The sequence below is a fragment of the Pseudoalteromonas sp. S2893 genome (assembly GCF_005887105.1).
GTDB lineage: Bacteria > Pseudomonadota > Gammaproteobacteria > Enterobacterales > Alteromonadaceae > Pseudoalteromonas > Pseudoalteromonas atlantica.
This window is the reverse complement of the sequence record NZ_PNCY01000015.1, coordinates 61,179-86,056: the sequence shown is the minus strand read 5'-3', so window position 1 is coordinate 86,056 and position 24,878 is coordinate 61,179. Positions and strand designations below refer to the sequence as shown.

The 24,878-nt window shown below is 41.8% G+C and carries 25 protein-coding genes; 13 read left to right on the top strand and 12 right to left on the bottom strand.

Annotation, left to right across the window (positions count from 1 at the left end; translation table 11 throughout):
• The first annotated feature begins 115 nt into the window (after positions 1–115).
• Both CWC04_RS09490 and CWC04_RS09485 read left to right on the top strand, forming a co-directional pair.
• Positions 116–2,089: a serine/threonine-protein kinase gene (locus CWC04_RS09490; RefSeq protein WP_138685256.1), complete on the top strand. Its 1,974-nt coding sequence runs from the start codon at positions 116–118 to the stop codon at positions 2,087–2,089.
• A gap of 171 nt (positions 2,090–2,260) precedes the next feature.
• Positions 2,261–2,617, top strand: a complete 357-nt coding sequence (locus tag CWC04_RS09485) for a PEGA domain-containing protein (protein ID WP_096042733.1) — start codon at positions 2,261–2,263, stop codon at positions 2,615–2,617.
• A 38-nt stretch (positions 2,618–2,655) separates the two neighbouring features.
• On the opposite strand, the gene CWC04_RS09480 is transcribed toward CWC04_RS09485, so the two are convergent.
• Positions 2,656–3,039, bottom strand: coding sequence for a DUF1294 domain-containing protein (locus CWC04_RS09480; RefSeq protein WP_138685255.1), 384 nt, complete (start codon positions 3,037–3,039; stop codon positions 2,656–2,658).
• A 53-nt stretch (positions 3,040–3,092) separates the two neighbouring features.
• On the opposite strand from CWC04_RS09480, the gene CWC04_RS09475 reads away from it, so the two are divergent.
• A complete protein-coding gene (locus CWC04_RS09475) occupies positions 3,093–3,623 on the top strand; it encodes a hypothetical protein (protein ID WP_138685254.1) in 531 nt (176 codons plus the stop codon).
• Between the two features lie 63 nt (positions 3,624–3,686).
• Here the strand turns inward: CWC04_RS09475 and CWC04_RS09470 are convergent, their stop codons facing one another.
• On the bottom strand, positions 3,687–4,229 hold the full coding sequence (locus CWC04_RS09470) for a carboxymuconolactone decarboxylase family protein (protein WP_024032892.1): 543 nt from the start codon (positions 4,227–4,229) through the stop codon (positions 3,687–3,689).
• Positions 4,230–4,361: 132 nt separating this feature from the next.
• Between CWC04_RS09470 and CWC04_RS09465 the strand changes: the two genes are divergently transcribed.
• Positions 4,362–4,949, top strand: a complete 588-nt coding sequence (locus CWC04_RS09465) for a TetR/AcrR family transcriptional regulator (protein WP_024032893.1) — start codon at positions 4,362–4,364, stop codon at positions 4,947–4,949.
• Between the two features lie 97 nt (positions 4,950–5,046).
• Here the strand turns inward: CWC04_RS09465 and CWC04_RS09460 are convergent, their stop codons facing one another.
• From CWC04_RS09460 to CWC04_RS09440, 5 genes are all read right to left on the bottom strand, one after another.
• Positions 5,047–7,167 (bottom strand): methyl-accepting chemotaxis protein, encoded by a 2,121-nt coding sequence (locus CWC04_RS09460; RefSeq protein ID WP_138685253.1) that lies wholly within the window; start codon positions 7,165–7,167, stop codon positions 5,047–5,049.
• A gap of 99 nt (positions 7,168–7,266) precedes the next feature.
• Complete coding sequence (gene arsJ, locus CWC04_RS09455) at positions 7,267–8,484, bottom strand: organoarsenical effux MFS transporter ArsJ (protein ID WP_138685252.1); 1,218 nt, start codon at positions 8,482–8,484, stop codon at positions 7,267–7,269.
• 31 nt (positions 8,485–8,515) lie between these two features.
• Positions 8,516–9,526: an ArsJ-associated glyceraldehyde-3-phosphate dehydrogenase gene (locus CWC04_RS09450; protein WP_096042729.1), complete on the bottom strand. Its 1,011-nt coding sequence runs from the start codon at positions 9,524–9,526 to the stop codon at positions 8,516–8,518.
• Between the two features lie 38 nt (positions 9,527–9,564).
• Positions 9,565–9,918, bottom strand: a complete 354-nt coding sequence (locus tag CWC04_RS09445; protein WP_004587025.1) for a metalloregulator ArsR/SmtB family transcription factor — start codon at positions 9,916–9,918, stop codon at positions 9,565–9,567.
• Between the two features lie 357 nt (positions 9,919–10,275).
• Positions 10,276–11,160, bottom strand: a complete 885-nt coding sequence (locus CWC04_RS09440) for a LysR family transcriptional regulator (protein WP_138685251.1) — start codon at positions 11,158–11,160, stop codon at positions 10,276–10,278.
• A gap of 181 nt (positions 11,161–11,341) precedes the next feature.
• Here CWC04_RS09440 and CWC04_RS09435 point away from each other — a divergent pair, with 181 nt between their 5' ends.
• The 3 genes from CWC04_RS09435 to CWC04_RS09425 all read left to right on the top strand — a co-directional run bounded on the left by CWC04_RS09435 (position 11,342) and on the right by CWC04_RS09425 (position 14,774).
• On the top strand, positions 11,342–11,962 hold the full coding sequence (locus CWC04_RS09435; protein ID WP_007992017.1) for a glutathione S-transferase family protein: 621 nt from the start codon (positions 11,342–11,344) through the stop codon (positions 11,960–11,962).
• 119 nt (positions 11,963–12,081) lie between these two features.
• Complete coding sequence (locus CWC04_RS09430) at positions 12,082–14,217, top strand: FAD-binding oxidoreductase (protein ID WP_138685250.1); 2,136 nt, start codon at positions 12,082–12,084, stop codon at positions 14,215–14,217.
• Positions 14,218–14,306: 89 nt separating this feature from the next.
• Positions 14,307–14,774 carry a nuclear transport factor 2 family protein gene (locus tag CWC04_RS09425; RefSeq protein ID WP_138685249.1) on the top strand — a complete coding sequence of 156 codons (468 nt, stop codon included), beginning with the start codon at positions 14,307–14,309 and terminating at the stop codon, positions 14,772–14,774.
• Positions 14,775–15,043: 269 nt separating this feature from the next.
• Here the strand turns inward: CWC04_RS09425 and CWC04_RS09420 are convergent, their stop codons facing one another.
• Entirely contained in the window at positions 15,044–15,472 is a 429-nt protein-coding gene (locus CWC04_RS09420) for an organic hydroperoxide resistance protein (protein WP_004587024.1), read from the bottom strand.
• A 135-nt stretch (positions 15,473–15,607) separates the two neighbouring features.
• On the opposite strand from CWC04_RS09420, the gene CWC04_RS09415 reads away from it, so the two are divergent.
• Positions 15,608–16,066 (top strand): MarR family winged helix-turn-helix transcriptional regulator, encoded by a 459-nt coding sequence (locus CWC04_RS09415; RefSeq protein ID WP_138685248.1) that lies wholly within the window; start codon positions 15,608–15,610, stop codon positions 16,064–16,066.
• Here CWC04_RS09415 and CWC04_RS09410 read toward each other — a convergent pair.
• On the bottom strand, positions 16,055–16,954 hold the full coding sequence (locus CWC04_RS09410; RefSeq protein ID WP_249326094.1) for a LysR family transcriptional regulator: 900 nt from the start codon (positions 16,952–16,954) through the stop codon (positions 16,055–16,057). The two genes, CWC04_RS09415 and CWC04_RS09410, sit on opposite strands and share 12 nt — an antisense overlap.
• Before the next feature lie 113 nt (positions 16,955–17,067).
• On the opposite strand from CWC04_RS09410, the gene CWC04_RS09405 reads away from it, so the two are divergent.
• The 3 genes from CWC04_RS09405 (at position 17,068) to astB (ending at position 20,943) form a co-directional block, all read left to right on the top strand.
• Entirely contained in the window at positions 17,068–18,084 is a 1,017-nt protein-coding gene (locus CWC04_RS09405; RefSeq protein ID WP_138685246.1) for a zinc-binding alcohol dehydrogenase family protein, read from the top strand.
• Entirely contained in the window at positions 18,081–19,184 is a 1,104-nt protein-coding gene (locus CWC04_RS09400) for an L-dopachrome tautomerase-related protein (protein WP_138685245.1), read from the top strand. Before CWC04_RS09405 ends, CWC04_RS09400 begins: the two co-directional genes overlap by 4 nt.
• A gap of 412 nt (positions 19,185–19,596) precedes the next feature.
• On the top strand, positions 19,597–20,943 hold the full coding sequence (gene astB, locus CWC04_RS09395) for an N-succinylarginine dihydrolase (RefSeq protein ID WP_029773659.1): 1,347 nt from the start codon (positions 19,597–19,599) through the stop codon (positions 20,941–20,943).
• An 86-nt stretch (positions 20,944–21,029) separates the two neighbouring features.
• On the opposite strand, the gene CWC04_RS09390 is transcribed toward astB, so the two are convergent.
• Positions 21,030–21,884, bottom strand: a complete 855-nt coding sequence (locus CWC04_RS09390) for a mechanosensitive ion channel family protein (protein WP_024032909.1) — start codon at positions 21,882–21,884, stop codon at positions 21,030–21,032.
• Positions 21,885–22,230: 346 nt separating this feature from the next.
• Between CWC04_RS09390 and CWC04_RS09385 the strand changes: the two genes are divergently transcribed.
• Both CWC04_RS09385 and CWC04_RS09380 read left to right on the top strand, forming a co-directional pair.
• Positions 22,231–23,229, top strand: a complete 999-nt coding sequence (locus CWC04_RS09385) for a DUF4382 domain-containing protein (protein ID WP_138685244.1) — start codon at positions 22,231–22,233, stop codon at positions 23,227–23,229.
• 227 nt (positions 23,230–23,456) lie between these two features.
• Positions 23,457–24,137, top strand: coding sequence for an SDR family oxidoreductase (locus CWC04_RS09380; protein ID WP_004587015.1), 681 nt, complete (start codon positions 23,457–23,459; stop codon positions 24,135–24,137).
• Positions 24,138–24,269: 132 nt separating this feature from the next.
• Here the strand turns inward: CWC04_RS09380 and CWC04_RS09375 are convergent, their stop codons facing one another.
• Together CWC04_RS09375 and CWC04_RS09370 are read right to left on the bottom strand one after the other, a co-directional pair.
• Positions 24,270–24,533, bottom strand: coding sequence for a Txe/YoeB family addiction module toxin (locus tag CWC04_RS09375; protein WP_004587014.1), 264 nt, complete (start codon positions 24,531–24,533; stop codon positions 24,270–24,272).
• A complete protein-coding gene (locus CWC04_RS09370) occupies positions 24,526–24,780 on the bottom strand; it encodes a type II toxin-antitoxin system Phd/YefM family antitoxin (RefSeq protein WP_004587013.1) in 255 nt (84 codons plus the stop codon). The genes CWC04_RS09375 and CWC04_RS09370 overlap by 8 nt, the downstream gene beginning before the upstream one ends.
• Positions 24,781–24,878 lie beyond the last annotated feature (98 nt).

Here is a 24,878-nt window from a genome sequence, read left to right as displayed (position 1 = left end):
TTGCTAAAGTAATCTTTTTTTGTAAAAATACTGCCGTTATCAAAGGGAGAATTGATAAAAACGATAAAAATTCACCTTTGCAATTATTTATATATACACAATAAAAGGATTTATAATGAGCGGTATCAATAATTCTAACGATAAAACTCAGATAGCGTCGCTTGATTCAAATCTCAAAAAACCCCAAGCTAAAAATAAGCTCAATCTAATTGGCAAAAAAATATCTGCTCGTTACTTGGTTGAAGAATTAATTGGCCAAGGCGGTATGTGTTATATCTATCGCGCAAGGGATTTATTTTTAGAAAGCCCAAGCCGCCCTGAAGTGTTTGTGGCGATAAAGGTGTTACTCGAAGAGTTTTCACACTCAGAAGAGGCAATCACTCTCCTAAAAGATGAAACCACTAAAACACAACAGTTAGCTCACCCTAATATAGTTAAAGTCTATTCAGCAGGTTCAGATGGCGATCTTCACTATGTAACAATGGAGCTTGTTGAAGGCGAAACACTTGAGCAAATAATAAAAAGAAATAAACCCACTGGCATGGTGTTTAAAAAAGCCAAAGTGATTTTAGAGCAGTTAGCTGATGCACTGATTTACGCGCATGCACGCGGTGTTATCCACAATGATTTAAAGCCATCGAATATTATTTTTGATTCTAACGGCAACTTAAAAGTACTTGATTTTGGTATTGCAAAACATAAAACCATTGAAGATGCCTATGCTGTTCAAAACCAACAAAATGCCGCAGTTGTAGGTGGTTATACCCCCACCTATGCAAGCCCGGAGCAACTTAAAGGTGCAGAAGCATCAGTTAAAGATGATGTATTTTCTTACGCATGTATAGCCCTTGAACTATTAAGCAGCAAACATCCATTTAACCGCGTAGCAGCTGATAAGCTAGCAAAAGATGCCACGGCCAAACGCCCTAGTAACTGCCCATTATGGTTGTGGGGTAGCTTAAATAAAGCAATTGCATTAAACGCTTCTGATAGATTAAGTTCACTCGACCCCATTACTGCTAAATTAAACCATAATTACAAACCAGCTATCGCACTAGTAGCAAGCTTAGTGATTGCTACAGTATTAGCAGGGCAATATTACTTATCTAACAATAACAATGTAAAACAGCTCGAAGCAAAATTAGACAATGCTCAGGCTATAAATCAGCAAGTAAAAACGTGGATGTCGTGGAATGGCCCAAGCATACTCGATAAGCTTTCTGAAATACCGCCGCAATACGAAGTTTTAAAGCAAGGCTTATTGCGTGTAAATCAAGAGAGTGTTTTGCAAAGCTTTGATGGTATGGCTAATCAACTAAATAATAGTGGTGATAAGTTTAAGAACTTCGACGAAACAATAGATGTATACACTCAGGCACTTGAATACTACCCAGATTCAGAAAAGCTTTCTGTGCAACTGGAAAGCATTTTAAGAGAAAGACAATCTATTATTTTTGATATTACATCGCGAATTAATTTACTTTTAGAGCAATCTCGTTATAACGAAGTTGATAACAATAGTATTCCTCAGTTAATTATCGATTTAAAACAGGTCGATGACACGTACGTCTATCAGCCTTCACAAATTCACTTTGATAACTACAAGTTAGCGCTTGATAATGCTATACAAGAAGACGACGTTATTGCTCAAAAAGCGTTATTAAACGTAGGGAAAGCCATCTTTACTAATACGCAAAAAGAAGAGCTGCAATTTGCTGAGCTGCTCAAAAGAGAGTCGGCAATCGATGCACTCACCTTGTACCAGGAAAAAGTAAATAAAGGCCAGCAAGCACAATTTCCAACTGCAGATGCTGTTGTATTTTATCAGCCACGCTTTAATCGCTACACAGAAAAGCTGGAAGGCATTGAACAATACAAAGAACTATTAGAATTTGAAGAGCAGATTAACGTGGAGTCAGTGGATTTACCATCAGACTTTTCGCTTTTGGTTTCTTTAAAGCAAGAGTTATCTAAACGATACATTACAATGGCGAATACCTTAATGAAGAGAAAAATGTATCGTACTGCTGAACAACTAGTAGAGCGAAGTGAAGCCATTACTCAATCACTTGATAATGTTTTATTGTAACTTATAAACAGTAAAGCAAAGCGATTGTGGCTTTGCTTTTACAATACACTTTAAAAGTTGATGAACACTTAGTTTTACCGACGAAAGTCAAGGACGACGAGTTAAGCTAACGCTTGTACTCCTCCATGATATTTCGCAATTTTAATTACTATAATGATTTATGGAGTACCAATGAAAAAAATAACCGCACTTGCAGCATTACTCATCTTAAGTGGCTGTGCAAACACTTCAAATATGAATGAAACTGAACAAAAAGTTGAAGACAATGTTGCCGATGTTCAGGCTGAAGTAGCCGAAGTGGTTGCTCCAATCTCACTTACCGTAATTACTAACCCTAATGACGCTCGCGTACGCATTATGAATATCAAACCGGTATACCAAGACGCGATCGAACTAAAAGAAGGTGAATACGATGTTGAGGTAAGCAAACCAGGTTACCAAACTTATCGTAAGTGGGTTGTGGTTGATAAAAAAACCATACTTACAGTAGAGTTAGATGAAGTAGCCAAAACTGAAGCTGCAAACTAAACACCGTGTAAAATTGTATTTATGCCTTTAAATACACATTAATTTAAAGGCATAACTCTCATGTTTTCTGCAAAAAATGTAATAGCCCCTATTACACTCACATTCCCAAAAATACACAGCCATAACACCACTATAAAACGACGTTTTTGCGATTTATGCCTAAGCCATTGCTGTGCAATGAGTGCGCCGGGCCAACCGCCTAGTAACGACAGTAACTGAAGCGTGCGCTCGGGTGTGCGGTTTACTTTTTTATGCGCTGATTGTTTAGCTTGTCGTTTATCCCATGCGTACATTATAAAAGTAAAAAAGCTTAAACCTGTAAAGTAGCTTGGTATATAAATGCTCATATTATAAAGCCAATGAGCTTGCCATACTGCGACCAAAAAAAGCAGTGCAAAGGTGATTAATGTTTTCTTTATCAATTCATGATCGCCTATACTAAAAAGAGTTAAACCAAAATAATAAGAGCCAAATTATGACATACTTTAAAGCCCTATTTTTAGTATTATGCTTATACGCCTTTAATAGTTACGCCACTGATACCCCAAGCAACCTTGATAAAGAACTCGCTGTATTTAAACCTTATTTAGGTACTTGGCAGGCCAATTTTGACGTACCTAAAGGCGCAAAACCTGTACAAGATGTTGGCCACTGGGAGCGCGCATTAAATGGTAAAGCTATACATACTAAGCACTCTATTAATGAAGGTGAGTATGGTGGGGAATCAATGATTTTTTACGACAGCAAAAAAGAGTCATTGGTGTTTTACTATTTTACTACCGCAGGTTTTTACACAAAAGGCACCATGAAAGTGCTCAGCCCTACTCAATTTGTAGCGTATGAAGAGGTAACAGGCAGTAAAGAAGGTATTACTAAAGTGCGCTCGATCAGCGAGCTAAAAAACGATACGTTTGTAGTTTCAACTTCTTATTTAAAAAAGGGTGAGTGGACTAAGCCCGAGCAGCGTACTTATACACGCAGCACTAAAGCCGTTAAATTTAAATAATGGCCATTCGCTTACAATACAAAAAGGCAGCCTAGGCTGCCTTTGTTATTTATAAAACCGCTATTATTTAGCAAATTTTTTAAATGGTTCGTCAACTGGTGTATCAGCAAGGTGGTTAGTGTAGTTGCTCATTACTTTTTGCGATAAGCCTACAACAATTTCTAGTAGTTGCTGTTTACCGTAACCTGCTGCAAAAAACTTCTCAATTTGCTCATCGCTAATTACGCCGCGATCGCGTGTCATTGCAAGTGTGGTTTCACGTAGTGTTTCAAGTTTTGCATCTGCAAGTGGTGTTTTGTTTACTAGGGCATCAACAATATCTTGGTCTACATTCATTGAAGCGGCAATTGCGCTGTGTGCTGGTACACAGTAATGACACTCGTGCTCAACATTAATTGTTTGCCATACCACAGTTAGCTCTTCTGCGTTAAACGAGGTGTTTTGAAATAACTCATGCAGTACCTGGTAACCTTTAAGTAGCGTAGGCGCTTCAGCCATTACGGCATGAAGGTTAGGTAACATGCCAAATGCTGCTACTGAATCAGCCATAAGCGATTTTGATTCTTCTGGTGCGTTGTCTTGAGTATATAACGTAAATTCTGCCATGTTCTGCTCCAATAAATTAATGTGTTTGAGTAACCTGGTGCCAGGTTAAGTAACTTCGAGACACATACTATTTGATTTTGAGCGACTGTTCAAGTTAAAATTGAGCATACGTTCAAAATAGTTGAGAATAAAATGGCAAACAAAGTTAAATTTGAGCGCGATAATGTAATTCGCGTTGCAAGCCAATTGTTTTGGGAAAAGGGGTTTAACGCCACCTCAACCCGCGATTTACAAGAAGCCATTAACATGCGCCCAGGCAGTATATATGCGGCGTTTGGCTCTAAAGAAGGCCTATACAGCGAGTCTTTAAAAGACTACACAGTACAAATGAAAAGCCAAATTGACGGGTTTTTAGCAAGTTCTGACTCTGTTTTAGGTGGTTTGCGTGCGTTTGTAGAAAACGTAATTATTAAAACCAAAGACTGTAGCCCAAGTGCTATTTGTATGTTGGTAAAAGCAAACAGCGAATTTGCAGAAAAAGACGCCTCGTTATACGAGCTAAGCTTAGACCTATCGGCAAAATTTGAAGCCTACTTAACCACCTTATTTGCTCAAGCCATTAAAAATAATGAGCTAAGCAGCAACCTTACCGCGCTTGAATACGCGCAATTTTTTCAGGTGCAATTTACTGGGCTGCGTGGCTATTTTAACCGCCCAGGGGTTGAGCAATTAGCGCAGCCAATGATCAACCAAATGTTTGCCTTGATCAAAAAGCTATAACGTTTCGTTTTACTAACTTCTAAAAAGTCTCAACTAAAAAAAGCGGCTAATTCGTGTGAATTAGCCGCTTTTTATATTTGCTAGGGTTGAGCTTTACTTACGTTTTAAGCTTATTAAGCTCGCTATCTTGCTGCGCTACCAGTGCATTAAGCGCTTCACTGCTATCGCCCGCCTGAGTCGATAAATCAGCAAGTTGCGATGCAGCATCAGAAATAAGCGTAAGGTTACGGTTTATCTCTTCGGTTACTAAGCTTTGCTCCTCGGCTGCGGTGGCAATGTGGGTAATTTGATTAGTAATTTCATCTACTTTTACTACCACACTGTGCAGCGCGTCAAACGCCACTGAGGTTTCGTCTACTGCGCTTTGCGCGCGTACTACGCCTTTTTCAATTACGGTTGATGCATTACCTACTTCTAACAATAAGCTATCTATAAGTTGGCTAATATCATCGGTAGATGAGCGTGTTTTAGACGCCAGTGCACGTACTTCATCGGCAACTACCGCAAAGCCTCTGCCGTGCTCGCCAGCGCGTGCTGCCTCAATGGCGGCATTAAGTGCAAGTAAGTTTGTTTGCTCCGAAATGGTTCTGATCACATCTAAAATTTGCGTAATATCTTTACTACGCGAAGCCACTTTTTCAACCGCTTGGTTGGCTTCTTTTATTTCTTCAGACATGGTTTTCACTTGGCTCATAGCCGATGACAAGCTCGACTCACTGCTAACCACTAAACCATTTATTTCATCCGCTTGTTGAGCAGATTGCTCAGAGGCTCTGGCAACTTCAAGTGCGGTGGCGCTCATTTCGTTCATAGCGGTCACTACGCTTTCAATTTCTTGAAACTGCGATTGCACATTATGTTTTGTATCAATAGCAATATGCTGTGCTATTTCGCCTTGCTGTTTTGTTTGCGACGATACATCTTTAAGCTCTGCAATTAAGCCACGTAACTTAGCTAAAAAGGCATTAAAACCGCCCGCAAGCGCAATCAGCTCTGCGTGGGTATCTACATGGAGTGTATGAGTTAAGTCACCTTCTGAGCTGGCAAGGTTATCTACACGTTGTTGAATTTGCTCAAGAGGTGCAACCACAGTGCCTACTACTACTTTCATAATAATAAAAGCAATTAAAGCAATAACAGCACCGGTTATTAAAATAACAACACCGAGCTGATTGGCCGAGTCACTCATGTTTTTAGCTAAGGCATTGGGCCCCTCTAGCGCTAAATTACTTGGCACTTCAATAAGTAGGCTCCACTGAGTGTTAGCCAGCTTAATGTTAATTGGGTAGTTAACTAAATACTCGCTAGGTGTTTTAAAAAGGCCATGTTGCCCTTTAAATTTAACCAGCTCACTGTAAGTATTACTACTAACTGCCTCTTTAAATGGGCGGCCTAATTTAGATTTGTAGTGACTGCTGCCTACAATTAAACCTATATCACTTAAAAGTGTTACTTTTGCTTGGCCGTTATAAAGTTCGCTCGAAAGCTTTTCGGTTAAGCCCTGAAACGTAGGGAGCGTTAAATCAACGCCTGCTAAACCAATAAAGCGGCCCGATTTAGTAATAGGTACGGTTAAAGAGGTAAGCATAACCGAATCGCCAGAAGGTATTTCGTAAAGGTAAGGTTCCATAATACAGGGCTTAAGTGTATCTTTTGCGCATAAATACCAATGCGCTTCACGAATACCAAATTCGTTTAACGAGGTCAGGTATTTATCGGCAGCGTTAGCTACTTTTTGCTGCTCAATAATGCCGTTTTGGTCACGCGTTATATATACTTCTAACGTGCCATCGCCATTAACTGAGTGTTTATATCCTTGCTTAAATCGCGCGTCTTGCCCATCAAAGGCATTGGCTTCAAACTGCGAATAAATTGACGATAAAAACCGATTTTTTTCAAGTATAGAGCGGTTAATGCTCACTACCGTGTCGCGGTTTAATGTTTGAGTATTAGCCGCATCACCAAGTAATGCAGCTAATGAGTTTGGAATTCGGTAAGCTTCGTTGATAAATCCGGCAATTTTTTCGCCGTAAGCAGCCGCGTTTGCGTTAAGCTTTTGCTCAACTTCGGCCACGATATAATTTTCAGATTCTTTAGCGAGCGCCTCGCTGTTTGATGACATTTGCCACCATAAAACCCCAGAAAGTACTAATACTGTTAAAAATGTACTCCCTACAGTTATCCATAATAACTTTTTTGCTAACGTGAGTTCTCGCACTTAAATTACCTTTTGTTAAAACACTCCTACAGTTTAATATACAAACTGCATCAAGCCATCAATAACATAAAATAATTTAAGTTTTTTGAACAATTAGGCCTAACGCTTGGCCAAAATAGCAGTGGTTATTGTGGCACCTATGAGTAAAGCAACGCTCACCCACAAACACGCTACAAAGCCATAAACCTGAAACACCCACCCCGAAAGCACCGTGCCCAGTAAACGCCCCATGGCATTGGCCATATAATAAAAGCCAACATCAAGCGATACACCATCGCTTTTAGCAAAGCTGACAATTAAGTAACTATGCACAGATGAATTAACGGCAAATACACCGCCAAAAATAAGCAAACCTATAATCAGCGTGGCATGCACGGCCACATCAAGTTGCATAAAAAGAGCTAATAGTGCTGTTACACCACTTAGCAGCAACACCCATAAATAGGCATGTTTAACGGTATCAACACTTGAGTTACTGGTGCCGGTAATACGCGGCGCTTGCGATTGAACACCACCGTAGCCAATTACCCAAAGCGCCATAAAGCCACTTACCCACCAAAAGTTCCAGTTAAATTGCTGGGCTAAATAAATAGGTAAAGCCACTACAAACCATACATCACGCGCGGCAAACAAGCATAATCGTGCTGCACTTAATAAATTTATTGCACGGGATTTAGAAAATAGCTCTTTAAACTTAGGCTTATTTTTAGCCTTGCCCATGTCGCCTTTTAAAAATACAACGCTAATAATCCACGCAATAGTGAGTAATAAAATTAGGACTTTTAAAGCACCTACAAAACCCAGTACCGTAAGGAGTAAACCACCTAAAAAGAAGCCGACCCCTTTTAACGCATTTTTTGAGCCCGTTAAAATAGCCACCCATTTGTAAAGCTGGCCTTGGCCGCTTTCTCCCTCGGGCACTAAGTGTTTAATGGCGCTTTTGGCGCTCATTTTATTTAGATCTTTTGCTATGCCGCTAAGCGCTTGCGCGGCCATAACATAAGCTACGGTGAGCCATTCACTTGGCGCGCATAACATGGCAAGCGCCATTATTTGCAGCGCCAAGCCAAAGTTCATGGTTTTATTAAGGCCTAAATGAGCCCCTAGCCAACCGCCCACTAAATTGGTGATCACACCAAAAATTTCGTAAAACAAAAACAGCATGGCAATGGCCAGCGCACCATACCCTAACTGATGAAAATGCAGCACCACCAGCATACGTAGTGCGCCATCGGTTAAGGTAAATGCCCAGTAATTACCGGTAATTATTAAATACTGTTTTATTGCTGTAGGTAAATTAGCGAGTTGCTCAAACATGGTTAACGCCCTTAAAACCTTTAATTAATGGTTAAACCAAGTCACTTTTAGCAACTTTAAGCATAAGCTCGGCAGTACGATTAGCGTAGCCCCATTCGTTATCGTACCAAGCGTATAACTTAAGCTGGGTATTATTAATAACCATGGTAGAGAGCGCATCAATAATGCTACTGCGTGGATCGGTTTTGTAATCAATCGATACCAGCGGTTTTTCTTCGTAACCTAATACGCCAGCAAGCTCGTTTTTAGACGCCTGAGCAAACCATTCATTCACCTCAGCGGCAGTTACACCACGCTCAAGCTCAAATACACAGTCGGTAATTGATGCGTTAGTTAAAGGTACGCGTACGGCATGGCCATTTAACTTACCTTTTAGCTCAGGGAATATATGCGTAATGGCTGTTGCACTACCGGTTGTGGTAGGTATTAAACTTGTCCCGCACGAACGAGCACGGCGTAAGTCTTTATGTGGCGCATCAATAATAGTTTGGGTATTGGTAATATCGTGAATAGTGGTCATTGAGCCGTGCTTAATGCCTACTTTTTCTTGCAGTACTTTTACAATAGGCGCTAAACAGTTAGTCGTACACGAAGCCGCAGTCACAATTTTGTGCTCATCTGGGTTATATAAATTATCGTTAACGCCCATAACCACATTTAAAATGCCGTCTTCTTTTACCGGAGCGGTTACCACAACGCGCTTAACACCTTGTGCTAAATATTGATTTAACAGCTCAGTGGTTTTCATTTTACCGCTGGCTTCTATCACTACATCGCAATCAGACCAATCAGTATCGCTAATGGTTTTGTTATTGGTAACGGCAATAGTATGTTTACCCACACTAAAGCTATTCTCGTTTGCTGTAACATTTTGGGCTAAACGCCCGTGCACTGAGTCAAACTCTAATAAATGGGCATGTGTTTTAGCATCGCCCGCTACATCGTTTACTTTAATAAATTCTACTTCTGGCCACTCTAAAGCCGCGCGCAGTGTTAAACGTCCCATACGGCCAAAGCCGTTAATACCTACTTTAATTGTCATAATAAATACCTTTAGTAAAGTTATATCAATTTGCTTAATTAACAGCAGCTTGCTGCACGCTCTGGGCGATTACCCATAGCATTGAGTCGATTTAAATCGTCGTTATAAAACGCAGAATTTTCGTTTCGTGTTTGCGTTAGTACGCTAAGAGCCCATTGTGGCAGGGCTTTATTAATACTGTAATACACCCATTGATTTTGCTTACGGTCGCTCAATAAGCCACATTGCCTAAGTTGCGCTAAATGGCGCGACACTTTAGGTTGGCTCAGTTCCAGCGCAGCAACAAGCTCACACACACATAGCTCTTGCTCATGGCTAATTAATAACATGGCTTTTAAGCGCGTATCGTCGGCTAAGCATTTGTAAAATTGAAGTGGGTTGAGTTGTTCCATAGCATCCTCGTTTAGTTAGTGTGCATACAATAAAACAAAATAAGAATATATGAAATAGTGAATATACGAATTTTCGTATATTTATTTAAAAGCCCGCTTCAATTAATGTGATATCTAGTAAATTGCAGCACACAAAAAAGCCCAGTGGCAAACCACTGGGCTTTTGTAACGTTTTAGTATGAGCATACTTGTTTTATCGCTACTGCCATTTAAAGCCTTATGCTAACAAGGTATTTACGCAGCTCTGTGCGATAAAAAGATGCCCTACGCTTTGCTCTACTTCACAAGCAAAGTCTAAATCAATAAGCAGATACGTTATACATTGTGACTGCACAGTAGCTATTGAGGTAATTACCACTAAGTTGCAAAAGAAAGCGCAAGATGATCAAGCAATGCTCGTATTCTTGCCGGTAAGTGGCGATTTGAAGCATACACTGCGTTTAATTCCAATATGCTTGCTTCATAGGGTTCGAACAGTAACTGCAATGAGCCGTCTTTTACGTAAGGCTCTGTCACGTATTGTGGGCCCATGCCTATTCCCAGCCCTTGAGAAGCCATGTGGGTTACTGCTCTGGGGGAGTTAGAAGCAAAATCGCCGCTAACATTAACGGTGAACGTATTGCCATCTTCCTGGAACTTCCAGTTTTCTGGGTCGTTTTGAGAAGTCTGCAATAAACAATTGTGTGTTGCCAGCGCACTGGGATGGCTTGGTTTGCCATTGCGCTTTAAATACTCAGGAGAGGCAAAAAAAACAATACGCATATCCATCAATTTTTTTGCGATCAGCGTTGAATCTTTCAACGGCCCAAACCTCACAGCAACATCCACACCTTCATCGATGATAGCCACATACTGATCAGACAGGTTCAACTCAACATTAATTTTCGGATGCTTGGCTAAAAATGGGGCCAGTGCATCAACTAATTTAGTACTGCCAAATGCGGTAGGTGCGGTTAAGCGAACCGTGCCAGACAGATCAGACTGCCGATGCTGAATGACATCTTCTAGCTCTTCAAATTGTTCGAGCAAAGGAACGCATCGCACAAAATACGCCTGCCCAGTTTCGGTCAACGTAACACTGCGCGTAGTACGGTGGAACAACAAAGCACCGTGTTTTTGCTCCAGCTGAGCAATGTATTTACTCGCCAGTTTAGTGCTTATGCCTAGTTGCTTGGCACCACCTGTGAAAGATTTTTGCTTTGCCACAGCGATAAAAGTGCGCATGCCGTCAAGTGTATCCATGAGAGCTCCCTATATTGCTCCGTGTAATGCTTCGCCCTATTAATGAACATTTTGTACATAGTGATTCTATAAATCAACATATTGTTCATAAGAAAAGCAACGCCTAATATTTACCCATGTCACGACAGGTCAGTGACTAACATCAGAAGTCATTAGTTAACGATTAAATAAGGTAAATATCATGTCAAACGCCATTAAAATTCACGGTTTTCCATTATCCGGTCATGCCCACCGAGTAGAGTTATTTGCGAGTGTTGCAGGCATAGCCCATGAAGTTATTTATGTAGACTTACCCGCTGGGGAGCATAAACAAGCCCCATTTCTGGCTCTCAATCCATTGGGTGTAGTACCAGTAATTGAGGATTCAGACGTGGTTATTCACGATTCAATATCAATCTTGATTTACTTGGCACGTAAATACGCACCTTCATATATTCCGCAAGATCTTGCCAGCGAAGCTGAGATGCATCGTTTTCTTGCCATGTCTGCAGGAGAGATATCCTACGGTCCTGGTGCAGCAAGGTTAATTAATGTTTTCAACTCGCCGGTTGATCCTGTTTTCGCTAAAGAAACAGCAGCAAAAGCCCTGACAAAATTGGAACAGCAACTCGATGGCAATGACTTCTTAGTGGCTAATAAAGTGAGCTTGGCTGACTTTGCGATATACAGCTATGTCGCCCACGCTCCCGAGGGGGATGTATCTCTTGACCCATATCCAAATATACGTCGCTGGTTATCTAACGTAGAAGGGTTAAGCGGTTTCGTTCCTATGCAGGCTACAAAAGCGGGGCTGGTAAAGTAAGTGTTTGTTTTAGCGGCTCTGCCTTTCAATGAATAGGTTTGAGCCCGACATTCTTTTGCATCACCAGTTTAATATTTTTGGCAAATACTTTTCCGGCGCACTGCGCTAATGGAGTCATTATGAACACACACATTACTTCAAGTGCTTTTCACGAAGGTGAACAGCAAATGCAAAGAAGTGCCGGAAGTTACGAAAAAATGCGTACTATTGGCCGCCGCGCGATCCGCGAATTTATGCCAGATCAGCATAGGCAGTTTTTCCAGCAACTGCCGTTTATGGTGCTGGGTAGTACATCAGATAAGGGGCAACTTTGGGCGTCAATTTTGCCTGGAAAGCCGGGCTTCGTGCAGTCCCCTTCCCCGACCAAGCTCACAGTAAACAGCCCAATTTTATCAGGTGACCCATTAGCCACAGCAATCACACAAGGTGCTCGATTGGGTTTATTGGGGTTAGAAATGTCGACCCGGCGTAGAAACCGCGTCAACGCTTGTGTTACTAGCGCAGCGAACAACCAATTTGCTTTAGAGGTTGAGCAATCTTTTGGCAATTGTCCGCAGTATATTCAAACTCGCGACCTTCACTTTATCCGTTCGCCAGATGCGCCATACAAGGCCCCGCGCGCTGAAACGTTTTTTGAACTAAGTGATAGCCTAAAGGCATTCATCCGCCAAGCGGATACGTTTTTTGTTGCCAGTTCTGCGGATCACGAACCTGCAAACGAAGTGAACCGTAAGGTATCTGCCCACAATGCTATGGGGGTTGATGTGTCACACCGTGGTGGCATGCCAGGTTTTATAAAGGTTGATGAAAACACCCTCACCATTCCTGATTATGCAGGAAATAACTTCTTCAATACGCTGGGTAATTTCCTGTTAAACCCCAAAGCGGGTTTACTGTTTGTTGATTTTACCAGCGGCGATGTTTTTATGTTAACCGGCACAGTTACCTTGCTGGCAAGTGACTCACCGATAATTAAAGGGTTTCAAGGTGCGCAGCGCGGCTGGCAATTTACCCTAACCCAAGGGCTGACATTAAAAGCGGCACTTCCATTTCGCGCTCAGTTCGATAGCTACTCCCCCAATTCTCAAGCAACGGGCACCTGGTCACAGGCAGAAGCAATCGTTAAAGCACAAGCACAGCGCAACCAGTGGCGCGCATTTACCGTCAGTAAAATCGAAGACGAGAGCAGTACAATCCGCTCATTTTATTTACAGCCAAAAGATGATTCTCCCCTACTACCATTTTCCCCGGGGCAACACTTAACCCTGCGTATTAAGCAGCAAAATACTGAAAACTGGCTTGTGCGCAATTACACTGTATCCAGTGCCCCATCGCAAAGTGGTTATCGTATTTCAGTAAAACGTGAAGAGTATGGTCTGGTATCAAGTACCTTGCATTCTCGAATATCGATTGGCAGTGAAATACAGATTAAAGCACCAAGCGGCCATTTTTTTATCGATAACACACAGCAGCGCCCAGCCATTTTAATAGGTGCAGGTGTGGGAATAACGCCAATGGTGGCCATGGCAAATGATGCACTTAATGAAGGTATTCGCACTCGCTATATCCGCCCGATGGCAGTTATTCAAGCCGCAAAAAATAGTGAGCAACGCGCTTTTTATGCAGAGCTGAGCAACATTGCAAAGCGCAGCGCTGGGCGTATTCAGTATTATTCTGTATTAAGTGATATTCACTACGCTCAGACAGAGAGTTCTGCGGCGTCGAACAATTACACTTCCCAAGGACGAATTAGCCAAAGCTTGTTAATGGACGTACTTAATGCAATGGCCACAGAGCATAGCGTCGATTTCCCATCGCTGTTCGACAAAGACTTTTATCTGTGTGGCCCTCAAGGTTTTATGCAAAGTATGTATGACATACTTATTGGCATTGGGGTAAAAGATCAAGATATTCATGCCGAAGCGTTTGGGCCATCATCTTTAGCACGCCAATCAACAGATACCAGCAACCACGCTGAGCTAGAGGCTGAATCTGCTGTGATAAAGTTTGCTCACTCGGGTATTGAACAAAGCTGGAATAAAGGTGATAGCCCCTTGCTAGAGGTGGCCGAAAGCAAAGGACTTACGCCACCATACAGTTGCCGCAGCGGCCAATGTGGCTCATGTGCGGTTAAACTAAAAAGTGGTGCTGTAACGTATCGCACCAAGCCAAGTGCGCATATTGACCCATCAGACGTATTGTTATGCTGCGCTGTGCCAGCGAAAGATTGCGACACTGTTATATTAGATTTGTAGCCCAATTAAACAGGCTAATATTCAAAGTCACTTATTGATGAAACCTATACAAGTTATTCAACGTTACTTTACCCAAAGAGGATTTAAACATGAGTACACGCCCACCACTGCCCCCTTTTACCCGCGAAAGCGCCATCGAAAAAGTGCGCCTAGCAGAAGATGGCTGGAACAGCCGTAACGCTGAAAAGGTATCACTTGCTTATACAGTGAATACCAAATGGCGTAATCGTAATTCTTTAGTGAACAGCCGCGAAGAAGCCGCTGCATTTTTAACGAGAAAATGGGAAAAAGAATTGGAATATAGGCTGATAAAAGAGTTATGGGCTTTCACTGAAAATCGTATTGCCGTGCGTTACGCGTATGAGTGGCACGACGACAGCGGCAACTGGTTTCGCTCCTACGGCAACGAAAACTGGGAATTCGATGAAAATGGCTTAATGCAAAACCGCTTTGCTTGCATCAACGACTTACCCATCAAAGAATCAGAGCGCAAATTTCACTGGCCCCAAGGGCGCCGCCCCGACGATCACCCAGGACTGCCGGAGTTAGGGTTGTAAGCACACCCAATACAGACGATAAAGTTTGCCCTCTATCGGCGTTCTTGCAGAACGCCTTAACCCTTTTCATCCTCCCAACATTTTTCAGCATTAAAGAGCTGCTTACTTAATCACTGCAAGACAAATACAGCTGTGCCAGTTGCTGGTATATGGGTTAATTTAATCATGCTGTTTTCATATATTTATAACGTTATTTTTTAATAAACTTTGCATACAAAAAAGCCCAGTGGCAAACCACTGGGCTATTACAATGCTAAATAATCAGTTAATTAAATAACCGAAAGTTCTACTTCAATGTTACCGCGTGTTGCGTTTGAGTATGGGCATACTTGGTGTGCTTTATTTACCAGCTCTTGCGCTGCTGTTTTATCCATATCACCGAGTGATACAGCTAATTTAACTGCAATGCCAAAACCGCCTTCAATCGCGCCAATAGATACTTCAGAGTTAATGTGTGTATCACTTGGTAACGCAATTTTTTCGCTACCGGCTACAAATTTTAGTGCACCAATAAAGCACGCTGCATAACCAGCTGCAAATAATTGCTCTGGGTTTGTGCCTTGTCCGTCGTCGCCACCTAGCCCTTTTGGGGTTGATAAGTTTACATTTAAACGGCCATCGTCTGATTTAGCTACACCTTCACGACCACCGGTTGCAGTTGCTTTTGCTGTGTAAGCAACGTTTTGTAATACATTCATAGTGAACTCCAAAGTTTATCAATTAATTTAGTTTGCATGCAAAATAATAGGGCAAGTAATTAGAGATTGCAAATACTTTGCATGCAAATTAAAATATTTTTTGAGTTGAAGGTATTAACGCACTAGGAGTTGGGTATGTCATTTGAGCAATTAAAATTAAAAAATCAGCTTTGTCATAGGTTATATATGGCATCAAATAGCATTGCACGTGCTTACCGTGAGCCTTTAGCTGCACTTAATTTAACGTATCCGCAGTATGTAGTAATGATGGCGCTGTGGGAGCAAGACAAAATAACCATAGCGCAGCTAATAGATAAAACCGCTATTGATGGTGGCGCTATGACCCAAATACTCAAAAAAATGACCGAAAAGTCTCTGCTGGCTGTTATTAAAGATGAGCACGATAAGCGTAAGCGCCTAATTCAGCTTACCCAAAGTGGGCAAGCCCTTAAAAACGAAGCCGCTGATATTCCAAAAAATATATTATGTAAGTTTGAAAGTGTAGACCCCACACAAGCCAAACAGCTAATGCAGCTGCTTGATTTAGTAATAAGCGATTTAACAACTAAAAACGATGATGAGTTAGCCCACTAACGCGGTTATTTTTTGTTGAATAAACGCCCTAAATGCGCTGATCACCGGGGTCATTTGGCGCCGATCGGCGTACATCATATAAAGCGGTAGCGGATCACTTTGCCACTCGGGGCATAAATGAACGAGCTGCCCACTTGCTAAATCATCAATAACATCTAAGTACGACTTATACGCAATGCCTTTGCCCTCTAACGCCCAGCGCCTAACCATTTCGCCATCGTTTACTATGTGTTGGCAATTTAGCTGTACTTTTTGCACTGCGCCATTTTTATAAAATCGCCACTCTTTAAACACTTCGCCAAAGCGCATAAAGGTAATGGTGGTGTGCTGCGTTAAGTTAAGTGGATGTGTAAGCAATCCATTGTTTGCTACATATTCAGGAGAGGCCACTAAAATACGCGCATTATTTAAAAAAAGCGGCGCTGCAATTAACTGCGAATCTTTTGGTACACCAAAGCGCAGCGCAATATCAATTGATTGGCTGTAAATGTCGCTTACTTCGTCACTTAAGTGCAGTTTAAGTTTTACATGCGGGTATTGCGCTAAAAACTCATTAAGCCATTCACTTAGTTTATTACGCCCTAAGTCGCACGGGGCCGATACCTGTAGCGTTCCCGTTACTTCGCCCACTGCGGTTTGTACTGCAGCTACCCCTTGTTGAATAAGCGAAAGGGAGTCTTTGGCGTAACTTAAAAACTGCTCCCCTGCCACACTTAAGCGTAAGCTTCGGGTAGAGCGAATAAACAGCACGTTTCCTAAATCTTTTTCTAGGCGCTTAATAGCTGCACTTACCGCCGCTGGAGTTTGCTCGTTTTGCCGTGCGGCTTCAGAAATACTGGCGCAACTGGCTACATCTATAAAAGTTTGAATATCGTTAAATGATCGCATATTTTCAATTAAAATTTGAAAGTGCTTTAGTTTTTCATGTCTTTTTCTATTTTTCAACTGAGCTATAGTGCTTATAAGTTAAAAACACTTGGTTAAAATCATCAGGAACGCATATGAAAGCATTTGGCTATACCAAAAACTCTAAAACGCTCACAGCAAGCTCAATACAAGCAATTGAGCTTGATACCCCAACAGCCAGCGGGCACGACCTACTTATTGAAGTAAAGGCTATTTCGGTAAACCCTGTAGATACAAAAATACGTGCCAATGTAGCACCGGATCAAGGTTACAAAGTATTAGGTTGGGACGGCGTAGGCGTTGTAAAAGCCGTTGGCGAGTCGGTTTCGTTATTTAATGTGGGGGATCGTGTATTTTACGCCGGCGATTTATCGCGCCAAGGTAGTAATGCGCAATTTCAATTAGTTGATGAGCGTATTGTAGGGCGTGCGCCTAAAGCATTAACCGACGCACAAGCCGCAGCGCTGCCGCTAACCAGTATTACCGCTTACGAAATGCTGTTTGAGCGCTTACAAGTGCCTAAAAATAAGCAAAATACTCAGCAATCTATTTTAGTTATTGGCGCTGCAGGAGGCGTTGGCTCTATTTTGGTACAGCTTGCAAAGCAGCTTACTGGGCTAAAGGTGGTAGGTACTGCGTCACGCGAGCAAAGCGTAACTTGGCTTAAAGAGTTAGGAGCCGATTACGTGCTCGATCATACTAAAAACTTAAACGAGCAGCGCAAAGAACTGGGGTTAGCTGAGTTTGATTACGTTATTGGCTTAACCCACACCGACCAATACCAAGACCAAATAGTTGAGTGTATTAAACCGCAAGGTAAATTTGCGCTAATAGATGACCCTACATCGTTCGATATTTTAAAGTTTAAGCGTAAGTGTATATCGGTGCATTGGGAGTTTATGTTTACCCGCTCGCTATTTACTACCGCCGATATAACAGCGCAGCACACCTTACTTAATGAAATTAGCGAGCTGATAGACTCAGGTACACTTAAAACCACGCTTGGGCAAAATTTAGGCCCAATAAACGCTGCTAATTTATATAAAGCACACCAAATTTTAGAATCGCACACCTCACGCGGTAAACTTGTTTTAGAAGGCTTTGAAGCATGAACCAGATTAAAAAAATACTTTTAGCAGCAGCCTGTAGCACTGCGTTTTTAACCAGCAGTGTGTTTGCTAATACCGCTAATCAAAATGCTGATTTAAAAACAGTAGCTACATTCGACGCGCAGCACCCACCAGGTAATATTGCTATTACGCCCTCGGGTCGTAAGTTTTTATCGGTACATGGTTTTTACGGCCAAAAACAAAAAATTATGGAGCTATTAAGCGATGGCACCACCAAACCCTACCCTAATGAAGAATGGGCATACGCGTACAAAAACGGCAAAGGCTTTTACGATGTACTTGGCATAAATGTATCTGCCGATGGCGTGTTATGGATGCTTGATACATCAGGCCCTGATCGTGCTGGGCGTTTAGTCGGTTGGGATACCAACAAAGAGCAGCTGCATAAAATAATTTATTTAGCTAAACCCACCATTACCGACACCTCGTTTTTAAACGATTTAGTTATCGATAATAAACACGGCGTTGTATACATTGCCGACACCGCACAAGGCAGCCAAGCCGCTATTATTACCGTAAATTTAAAAACAGGTGAGGCGCGCAGAGTATTACAAAATAGCCCATACACCACAGCCGAAAACATCGACATGGTCATTGAAGGGCGCACCATGAAACTAGGCGGCCAACCAGCACGTTTAGGCGTAAACCCAATCACACTCGACCCAAGCGAACAGTGGCTTTACTTTGGCTCTATGTCTGGCACATCGGTTTACCGTATTGCCACAAGCGATATTAACAATAAAAGCCTGAGCGCAAGCGCCCTTGAAAGTAAAGTAACGCGTTACGGCACTAAACCAATTTCAGATGGCATTATTGTTGATGGCGGCGGTAATGTGTATGTTACCGACATAACCAACGGCGCAATTGGTGTAGTAAAACCAAGCGGTAAATACCAGGTATTATTTAAAGACGAGCGCTTAAGCTGGCCTGATGGCTTTAGTTATGGCGCCGATCATAAAATATATTTTACCGTAGATGAGCTACACCGCTCGCCAGTATTAAATAACGGTAAAAATGCCAGCCAAGGAAAATTTAGTGTGCTGTCGTTCGACCCACTAGTAAAGGGTAAAGTAGGGCGCTAAATACAGCGTATAAACCATACGCCACGCACCTGCTGCGTGGCTTTTTGGTGCAACTTTTAAGCCTTTTAGCCCCAAAATGGTGCTAAGCGCTCAAAAGTTATTTTTAGTGTTTTAATAAATATCTGATTTGTATTCATAAAATATTCAATTAACAGTTGGCATAATTCTTTCAAAGTACAGATGTGTTCAGTGAAACTTTCAAGGAAAATACCATGGCTAACCTATACCACACCCTTTACCTACTATGGCGTTTAGACATTAGCGTATGGCAGGTAAACGATCCGAGTAATACCCATACTACGTGCGATAAAGAGCGAGTTTACAGCCGATAAATTTCGTATTTATAGGCTTTGCAAGCGCGGCCATTGCGTTGTATTGTTAAGTAACTAAAAACAATATGATTGGAACGTGTATGCACGCCTTAGAAGTAAATTTTGATGGCTTAGTTGGCCCTACTCACAACTATGCGGGTTTATCGTATGGTAACGTTGCCTCGTTAAATAATGCGGCAAGTTTTTCAAACCCTCAAGAAGCTGTGTTACAGGGCCTTGAAAAAATGAAAGCCATGCACGACAAAGGCCTAACACAAGGTGTGTTTGCGCCCCACGCACGCCCCGATTTAAACGTACTACGTCGCCTAGGTTTTACCGGCAACGACTCGCAAGTTATTCATAAAGCATTTAAAGCAGACCCTATTTTATTGCGCGCGTGTTATTCGGCCTCTGCAATGTGGACCGCCAATGCCGCTACTGTTTCTCCATCGCCAGATACCCTCGATGGCAAAGTGCATTTTACCTCAGCTAATTTAAACAATAAGTTTCATCGCTCACTCGAGCCAGCTACAACTACCCGCTTACTAAAAGCCATGTTTAATAACGATAGCTACTTTGCACACCACACGCATTTACCCGATCAGGGCTTTTTTGGCGACGAAGGCGCGGCTAACCACACCCGACTTTGCGACAGCCACGGCGAGCAAGGCCTAGAAATGTTTGTATTTGGTGCAAGTGCCTTTAACAGCCAATTACCAAAACCGGCTAAGTTTCCTGCAAGGCAAACACTAGAAGCCTCAGAAGCCATTTGCCGATTACATAATTTAAAAGAATCGAGCCAAATTTTACTGCAGCAAAATCCAGATGTAATAGACCAAGGCGTGTTTCATAACGATGTAATTGCAGTAGGTAACGCAAACGTATTGCTTTGCCACCAGCAAGCATTTTTAAACCAACACGATGCCCTGCAAGAAATTCGCGATGCCTACACCGGCAGTAAACAGCTATACATAATTGAAGTACCTACCGATAAAGTAAGCATTAGCGATGCAGTAAGCAGTTACTTATTTAATAGCCAATTAGTAAGCCTAGATGATGGCTCAATGCTATTAGTAGCGCCACAAGAGTGCCAACGTAATAGCGCAGTAAACGCCTACATTGAAGAAATGATTTTAGCGGATAACCCAGTAAACCAAGTGCAGTTTTTTGACCTGCGCCAAAGTATGCAAAATGGCGGCGGCCCTGCCTGCCTGCGTTTACGTGTAGCCCTTAACCAACAAGAGCTAAGCGCAGTAAACCCTGAGGTTATTTTAACCGATACTAAATACACACAACTTTGTGACTGGGCAAAGCGTAACTACCGCGATAAGCTAGGTGCAAGCGACTTTGCCGATTCAGCCCTACTTACCGAAAGCTACCAAGCACTGGATGAACTAACCCAACTGCTTAACTTAGGCTCAGTGTACGACTTTCAATTAGAAGGTTAATACTCGTCAGCAAAAAGCTAATACAAAAATAGCGAGCCAAGGCTCGCTATTTTTATTTGTGCTTATGCTAATAGTGTTTAAAGGTTTTATTTACCGTTATTAACCGTTACTGCCGATGCCATCGACTCAGATATATGCAGCGTACGCTGCGGAAACGGAATACTCAGCCCCGCGCCTTCTATGGCTTCTTTAACGCGTTTATTTAAATCCCACACGGTTTGCCAGTAATCGCCATTTACAGCCCATGCACGTAATTGAATATTTACTGCGCTTTCGCCTATTGAGGTAACCATTACTTTAGGCGCTGGCTCTGCGAGTAATCGGCTTTCTGATTCGGCAACTTCTTTAAGTACATTTAAGCCTACATCAATAGAGTCGGCGTACGAAATTCCCACCACTATATCCATGCGCCTTTTACCGTTACGGGTAAAGTTTTTAATGTTGCCGCCCCACACTTTACCGTTAGGCGATGCGATATAAAGGCCGTCGGTGGTTTTAAAAATGGTCGTAAATAAGTTTATTTCGTTCACTGTGCCAAGCGTGCCGCTCGCATCTACAAAGTCGCCTATTTTAAATGGCCTCAGTATGAGTAGCATAATGCCGGCTGCAATATTACTCAGCGTGTTTTTAAGCGCCAAACCAATCGCTAAACCCGCCGCGCCCATTAGCGCTATTAAACTTGCCGTATTAACGCCAAAAATATCTAAAATAAACAGCCCAGCAATTATATAAACTAAATACCCCGCAATGCTCGATAAAAGCGGCAGTAGCGTTTCGTCTACTTTTTTTAATGGCGACTTAGAATTTTTAATCGCTTTTTTTACTGAACGCGCAATAAGCGCACTCGCAACTAAAATAGCCAAGGCTAATACCACTTTGTAACCTAAAGTGATGATTGTTTCTGAATGGCTTTGCCAAAACACAATAAGTTTATCTTTCATACATATTCCAACTATGGGCTGATTATCAGCAAGAATTAAATCTATACACTTCAAAAGAAGTGGCGGGAGTATATAGTAAAAATTTTAAAGCGATAGCATTAAAATAAGTGGAAGGTGTGCCTATATCAGCAAATTAATTGGGCAAAGTTTTTCTTTTTTTCGCTTAAATTTTCACACTTAAAACCTTAGTGCTCACAAACTAGTTAACCTATGGCGTACATACTTTTGTTCAAAAATGCGCAAAGTAAAATAAAGATTAACTTCAAGTAACTATTCTAAAAACCAGTTCAATCTAAATTCAGCTTAGCTCTTCTACAATCCGCTTTATAAACTAAAGGAGTAAATCATGAATATTAAATCAACATTAGTCAGCAGCGCCGTTCTTTTTGCATTAGCCGGGTGTGGCTCTTCAAGTGATGACAATGACACAACACCGCCACAATCTAGCGACAAGTCAACCTTTAGCCTTGGTGTGTCAGATGCCCCGGTTAGTGGTTTAAAAGCGGTTAACGTCGTGTTTGATTCAATCACTATTAAAACACAAGGCGATGAAGAATTTAGTTTTGAAACCCGAAGTGAAACTGACGCATCTCAACCACAAATGGTTAATTTGCTCGATTACACCGGGGATGATGTTTTTGAGCTGCTTGACGATCAAGAAGTACCAGCAGGCGAATACTCGTGGATCCGCGCTCAGGTTATAAATGGCGATACTAATAACCTTAGTTTTACATCTCACGTAGTATACGAAGACGACAGCATTGCTCCGCTCGTGGTAAAAAGAAAAGGGAATGATGGTGTAGGCGAAATACAACTCGATGGCTTTACACTTAACCAAACTGATAACGACTTTGTTTTGGAATTTGACCTAAAAAAATCGCTGGTCGATCCCCAAAATAATGAGGCGATCTTTTTAAAACCTAGAGGCGTACGATTACAAAATCTTTCTGAGTCACAAGAAATTGAAGGCACAGTAAGCCAAGCGCTTATTAATAACTGTGAAACAGACAATATCGCCACTGCTGCTGCAGATTCAACGTTTGGACACGCCGTATATTTATATTCATCAGATGCTCAAATACCTAAAGATATATACGAAATAGATGAGCAAACCCCAGAAGATACCCCACTTGCGACCGCAAATGTTGTATTCGATCAAGACGATAACCAATATGAGTTTGAGCTTGCTTTCATTACACCGGGAGACTACCAACTTGGCTATACGTGCACCGCACATATAGACGATGCAGAGCTAGAAGATACTAATTTCACTGTTTATCAACTTAAGCAAATTAGTGTACCGCAAACTGAGGACCTTTCAGTTAGCTTTGACATAACACAATAAACGTATAGCGCACTTTAAGGTGCGCTTTTTTTATAAAAAGTATAACAAAAACGAACACTCCACCTTTGCAAAAATCCATTAAAGCCACTCATCTAACATCATCCAAATAATTCATTCGAAAAGTGACCTGCATTCAAGCCCCGTTAACCCAGAACTGGTACAGTTAATAGCACGTATTAGTTAAACCGTTCTTATCATTTTGAATATGTAAACATAGGAGAAATAACATGGCGAAAGAAAAAGTAGTCCTCATTACAGGTGCCTCTAGTGGCATAGGTGAAGCGAGTGCAAAAACATTGGTTAATAACGGCCATAAAGTCATTCTTACCGCCAGAAGTGAAGATAAATTAGCTGAACTAGTTGAGTCATTAGGTGAAGACAACGCACTGAGTGTACCCGCAGATGCCACCGACTTTACCGAACTTGAAAACGTAGTAACAAAAGGGCTTAAAAAATTTGGCCGACTAGATGCCGCATTTGCCAACGCAGGTATGGGCGTTTCAACCGCAGGCACTGAAAAAGGCGACCCCGATGAATGGTCAACCATGATAGACATAAACATTAAAGCCCTGCTGTGGACGGCAAAAGCAACCCTGCCTCATTTACGCCAAAACAAAGGCCACTTTATATTAACCAGCTCAGCCGCTGGCCGTAAGCCAATAAAAGGCTCTATTTATGGCGCAACTAAATGGTTTGCTTACGGGTTTGGCCAAAACTTAGCTGAGGAAATGAGCGAGTGGAATGGCCGCTGTACCACCATAGCCCCAGGCATGGTAAACACCCCATTTTTTGATGAAGCTAAGCCCGACAAACTCGACCCACAAGATGTAGCCGACGCCGTATTGTTTGCCATTGAAGCAAACCAGCGCAACAACGTGCGCGAGATTTATTTAATGCCGACTAATTAACGTTGTTTGGGTTAAATTTGAGCTGTCAGGTTTAATGCCAATGGCGTTAAACCTGATGGTTGTTTTTGATAACTACTGGCTGGATAGAATGAAGAATTTAAGATGGGTGTCTTGTTTATTTATCTTGTTTATTTAGTAATGGTAACGGCACGAGATAACTGTAATTGCTGTATCATCCACGGCATATACCAAACGATTTGTATCATCTATTCTACGAGACCAAAAGCCTGAAAGATTTTCTTTGAGGGGTTCCGGTTTTCCAATCCCATCAAATGGAGAACGCTTAACATCGACAATTAGCTTATTTATACGTTTCAAGGTTTTCTTATCTTGAGTCTGCCAGTAGACGTAACTATTCCAAGCTTCATCAGTCCATGATAATAACCTGTTACTCATCAATAAGTTCTCGTGGAGTCGTTTTGCCCGCTTTATACTGCGCAATTGAACGGTTTAAATGCTCAGCGTTCGCTGGAGAGCGAAGTAAATGAACAGTTTCCATAAGGCTGTTGTAGTAATCTAATGACATTACAACCGCATCTTCAGTGTCACGACGAGTGATTACTGTCGTATCTGCATCATTAATTACATTATCCAAAACGGCTTTTAGACTATTTCGGGCTTCGGTAAAAGACACTATTCTCATTTTGCACCTCACTTGTACATTATATAAGACAAGTTTAGCTGGAAAATTATTACATGTACAGGATACTGTGCATTACTTTGTCGTGGTAGCAAATTTCT

Bases quoted from the DNA above. Each gene is read 5' to 3' on its own strand.
- CWC04_RS09470 (WP_024032892.1), bottom strand. From the start codon at position 4,229: ATGGCAGAATTTACGTTATATACTCAAGACAACGCACCAGAAGAATCA.
- CWC04_RS09475 (WP_138685254.1), top strand. From the start codon at position 3,093: ATGACATACTTTAAAGCCCTATTTTTAGTATTATGCTTATACGCCTTT.
- arsJ (WP_138685252.1), bottom strand. From the start codon at position 8,484: ATGTTTGAGCAACTCGCTAATTTACCTACAGCAATAAAACAGTATTTA.
- CWC04_RS09485 (WP_096042733.1), top strand. From the start codon at position 2,261: ATGAAAAAAATAACCGCACTTGCAGCATTACTCATCTTAAGTGGCTGT.
- CWC04_RS09415 (WP_138685248.1), top strand. From the start codon at position 15,608: ATGTCATTTGAGCAATTAAAATTAAAAAATCAGCTTTGTCATAGGTTA.
- CWC04_RS09450 (WP_096042729.1), bottom strand. From the start codon at position 9,526: ATGACAATTAAAGTAGGTATTAACGGCTTTGGCCGTATGGGACGTTTA.
- CWC04_RS09405 (WP_138685246.1), top strand. From the start codon at position 17,068: ATGAAAGCATTTGGCTATACCAAAAACTCTAAAACGCTCACAGCAAGC.
- CWC04_RS09430 (WP_138685250.1), top strand. From the start codon at position 12,082: ATGAACACACACATTACTTCAAGTGCTTTTCACGAAGGTGAACAGCAA.
- CWC04_RS09370 (WP_004587013.1), bottom strand. From the start codon at position 24,780: ATGAGAATAGTGTCTTTTACCGAAGCCCGAAATAGTCTAAAAGCCGTT.
- CWC04_RS09420 (WP_004587024.1), bottom strand. From the start codon at position 15,472: ATGAATGTATTACAAAACGTTGCTTACACAGCAAAAGCAACTGCAACC.
- CWC04_RS09400 (WP_138685245.1), top strand. From the start codon at position 18,081: ATGAACCAGATTAAAAAAATACTTTTAGCAGCAGCCTGTAGCACTGCG.
- CWC04_RS09490 (WP_138685256.1), top strand. From the start codon at position 116: ATGAGCGGTATCAATAATTCTAACGATAAAACTCAGATAGCGTCGCTT.
- CWC04_RS09385 (WP_138685244.1), top strand. From the start codon at position 22,231: ATGAATATTAAATCAACATTAGTCAGCAGCGCCGTTCTTTTTGCATTA.
- CWC04_RS09435 (WP_007992017.1), top strand. From the start codon at position 11,342: ATGTCAAACGCCATTAAAATTCACGGTTTTCCATTATCCGGTCATGCC.
- CWC04_RS09445 (WP_004587025.1), bottom strand. From the start codon at position 9,918: ATGGAACAACTCAACCCACTTCAATTTTACAAATGCTTAGCCGACGAT.
- CWC04_RS09390 (WP_024032909.1), bottom strand. From the start codon at position 21,884: ATGAAAGATAAACTTATTGTGTTTTGGCAAAGCCATTCAGAAACAATC.
- CWC04_RS09440 (WP_138685251.1), bottom strand. From the start codon at position 11,160: ATGGATACACTTGACGGCATGCGCACTTTTATCGCTGTGGCAAAGCAA.
- CWC04_RS09425 (WP_138685249.1), top strand. From the start codon at position 14,307: ATGAGTACACGCCCACCACTGCCCCCTTTTACCCGCGAAAGCGCCATC.
- CWC04_RS09375 (WP_004587014.1), bottom strand. From the start codon at position 24,533: ATGAGTAACAGGTTATTATCATGGACTGATGAAGCTTGGAATAGTTAC.
- CWC04_RS09465 (WP_024032893.1), top strand. From the start codon at position 4,362: ATGGCAAACAAAGTTAAATTTGAGCGCGATAATGTAATTCGCGTTGCA.
- astB (WP_029773659.1), top strand. From the start codon at position 19,597: ATGCACGCCTTAGAAGTAAATTTTGATGGCTTAGTTGGCCCTACTCAC.
- CWC04_RS09410 (WP_249326094.1), bottom strand. From the start codon at position 16,954: ATGCGATCATTTAACGATATTCAAACTTTTATAGATGTAGCCAGTTGC.
- CWC04_RS09380 (WP_004587015.1), top strand. From the start codon at position 23,457: ATGGCGAAAGAAAAAGTAGTCCTCATTACAGGTGCCTCTAGTGGCATA.